This window comes from Methylobacterium sp. E-046, from assembly GCF_022829625.1.
Lineage (GTDB): Bacteria > Pseudomonadota > Alphaproteobacteria > Rhizobiales > Beijerinckiaceae > Methylobacterium > Methylobacterium longum.
In genome coordinates this window covers 1-3173 of record NZ_JAKSYP010000097.1, presented here as the reverse complement: position 1 = coordinate 3173, position 3173 = coordinate 1, and the positions used below count along the sequence as shown (strand labels likewise).

Here is a 3173-nt window from a genome sequence, read left to right as displayed (position 1 = left end):
CTTACCCATCTCGGCGCGCTCGAACTCGCGCAGGGCGGCCCGCACGACCTCGCTGACGCTGCTGTAGCGGCCGGTGGCGACGCATCCTTGCAAGAACGCTCGCAGTTCTGGAGACACAGATATTGTGATGGGTTCGCGCACAGCCATGTTTGAACTTAGCAGAAACTTACACTGTCATACTTCCACATATGTTTGATTTGATCGAGAACAGGGTGATTTCCGCCCGGCCCACGATTGCGAGTATTGCTCCATACCAGACCAAGTTTCTACGAAGGGTTGTAAGCAGGCGCGGCGATAAGGCCGGCTTCTGCCAAACCTCGCCTTATAGCGGACCGTCACAAATCCACCCGGCGGTTGTAGGGCGTCGTCCATCACGTTTTTGAGAAGCGGACTTGCCGAGGGTCTGTGAAGCGTCGGAAGCAGCCGGCGACAGGCTTCTAGCCCTCGCCCGGCGCTGGCTGGCGATCCACGCAGAGATCGGCGCCCTGCTCGGCATCACCGAGCCGCCGCATGTCGCAGAGGTGCGGGCGACGTTGCAGCCGCCTACACACGTTCTGACCACAGAGACATTGCCACCCAAGCCATGTCAGCATGCGCCTCTGGAGGCCACATGCGCGAACTCTTCGACCGACTGAGCAAAGAGGGCGAGCCGGGTATTCGGCGCCTGATCGCCGAGCGGATGCAGGAAGGCGTACAGCTCGATTTCAAGCAGAAGGGCGACCCGAGGAAGGGCGGCTTCGACGCCAACGACAAAAAGATCTTGGCCAAGGCCGTTTCCGGTTTCGCGAACTCAGCTGGCGGCCTGCTGGTTTGGGGCGTGAACGCCGAGAAAGGCCCCGACGGTATTGACTGCGCTCAAGCTCCCGCCGCGCCAATAGCTCAGATTGATCTGTTCCTATCGGAAGCGACAACCCTTGTCGGGCAACTTATCCAGCCGCGCCATGATGGCATTCAACTGCGCTCGGTCCCGTCCGCATCGGCGCCGGGATCAGGCTACCTTCTAATCTATGTCCAGCGCTCGGAGCGGCGCCCGCATCGCTCAGAAGCAAGTGGTCAGAAGCAGTATTTCAAGCGCGCGGGTGACAGCTTCTTCGAGATGGAACACTATGACATTGAAGATGCGTTCAAGCGCTTTGCTGTCCCAGACCTACGACTTACTTGGCGGGTTGATCCTATAATTAGAGATGGCGACGGTAACACGGTCTGCGAGCTTGTTTTGCAGCTTAAGAATGTGTCCGAGGTGACGGCGAAATACCCTTACCTCGACTTAAAGGGGCACATATTTGGTGAAATAAGATCGCAGCCGCGGTTCGAATACCGGCAAAGACAGGAGGGTGATTGGCTTTGCTTTGTAGCAATGCCTGATCATGTCATAAATCCAGGCACAAGTTCGTCAGTTGCCGAAATAAGGTCGGGTATTGTCTTACGATCGTATGGTCTATACGAACTCAACAACGCTCGGCAGGGTAGATACCTCAATCTGGAGTACCGATTGGGGTGTGAAAATACTCGCCAGCGCTCAGGGAGGCTGGATCTCCCGCTTGAAGGGCTAGGAGCGGAAGTGGGCGAGGCTGAACCTTAGAGCGCCCACCCGTTCCCCCGCCGTTGACTTAACCGTGCGCCCCGGCCGACATGGACCGTTCCGGCTGCACCCGCCCTGGCGAGTCGCGGCCACCATCAGGAGAAACGCCGCCGCGGATCTGAGACCCTGAAACGACTACGGGCCCCCTGTCGCCAAACAGAGAGCCCGCGAAATCGAAATGGTCTGGTGGGACCAACTTGCAAATCCCCATCAGCCATAGCTCCCGCCGGGAGTCAACGGGAACGCCAATTCCCGGAGCGATGAAGTCGTGCCTTGATCACAGCCGCGGTCCGAAAAGGACCGGGATTGATGACCTATGCCGATGCGATCCGCCGACAGGTGGAAGCGGCCCCGCGCCCCGCGTTGCCGGCCGTCACGGCTGCGCTCTGGCGTGCCTACGGGGAAGGGAAGGTCACGGAGGCCGAGGCCGAGGCGCTGTCCGGCCTGATCGAGTCGCGGCAGACAAAAAGCGACACCGTGTCGTGTTTACGCTCCCCCGTTTCGAGGACCGGCAATGCCGAGAAATCCGGTATTGGATTTGATCGCGTAGGAAGCCCCAGGAAGGCTGTCGGCTCGCGCCCGCGCACGGATGCCTCAATGGAGCGCCGCCGCCGTTGGGCCGCCTCTGGACGCCTCCCGCCGGCCCTCGCCGCCCGGTTCACGCTGGCCGAGCAGGCGGTCCTCGCCCTCGTGGCTGCCGAGACTGCGCGCCGGAAGGACTGCCGCCTGTCGATCGAGAACATGGCCGCGGTCGCAGGCGTGTGCCGCTCGACCGTTAAGAACGCGGTCCGAGAGGCCCGCCAGCTCGGCCTCCTGACCGTCGAGGAGCGCCAGATAACCGGCTTCCGCAACGACACGAACGTGCTCCGCATCATCAGCCCAGAGTGGCTGGCCTGGGTCCGGCTGGCACGGAAAGGGGGTAGCGATCTGCGACCCTTTGCCCAAAGGCAGGGTCATCACGGCCCCACCTCTCAAGAGGGAGGGGTCAAAACCGTAACCGGCACGTCTACTGAGGTTCCAGTTCTGGGGAAAACGAGGCTAGCAGGCCCGAAGAATGGCTGCCGAGAGGCAGCGGGCGACCCCGGCCAAAGCGATCCCGTGAGAGTTCTCGCGGGCGGTAGAACCGCGCGAGCTATGCGGTGAGGGTCTGCGATCGGGCGATATGACGAACGCGGGCGAAGTGAAGGGCCTTCGTCAGCCCGCGCCAAGCGCTTCATTTCAGGCTTCCTGAAGCCTCCGAGTCATCGTTGTGCACAAGCGCGATTTTAACCGTGCTCGACTGCAACCACGATCGCCGCTTCACGGCCTTGAACTGTTTCCCGCCAATTCCAGTTCTTAGAGGATGTTACAACGCAGTCCTATTTTTGTAGGCGATCTGAAGCCCATCGGCGTCGCCCGGCCCCTCGCGTTCGTGAGGCCCAGTACCTCGCTATCATCGCTGGTTACGATCTCGATCTCCTGCTTTTCGACCCTCACGCTGTTAGCCGCGGCCGCAACTTGGCTTGTCCCTCATGGCGACTGGACTTCCACGACGTTCACCCAGCGGCCGGCGTCGGTAGCATCTGCTCAGCCACAACCTGCATCTGCTTTT

Annotated in this window: 3 protein-coding genes; 2 read left to right on the top strand and 1 reads right to left on the bottom strand. The window is 60.9% G+C overall.

Annotated elements, in window-relative coordinates:
* Positions 1–147 (bottom strand): type II toxin-antitoxin system ParD family antitoxin (locus tag MKK82_RS09315; RefSeq protein ID WP_243984593.1); only part of this gene is annotated, 147 nt, incomplete at its 3' end.
* 463 nt (positions 148–610) lie between these two features.
* Here MKK82_RS09315 and MKK82_RS09310 point away from each other — a divergent pair.
* Entirely contained in the window at positions 611–1582 is a 972-nt protein-coding gene (locus MKK82_RS09310) for a helix-turn-helix domain-containing protein (RefSeq protein WP_243985416.1), read from the top strand.
* Between the two features lie 309 nt (positions 1583–1891).
* Entirely contained in the window at positions 1892–2725 is an 834-nt protein-coding gene (locus MKK82_RS09305; protein ID WP_243985414.1) for a helix-turn-helix domain-containing protein, read from the top strand.
* The last annotated feature ends 448 nt before the right edge of the window (positions 2726–3173 follow it).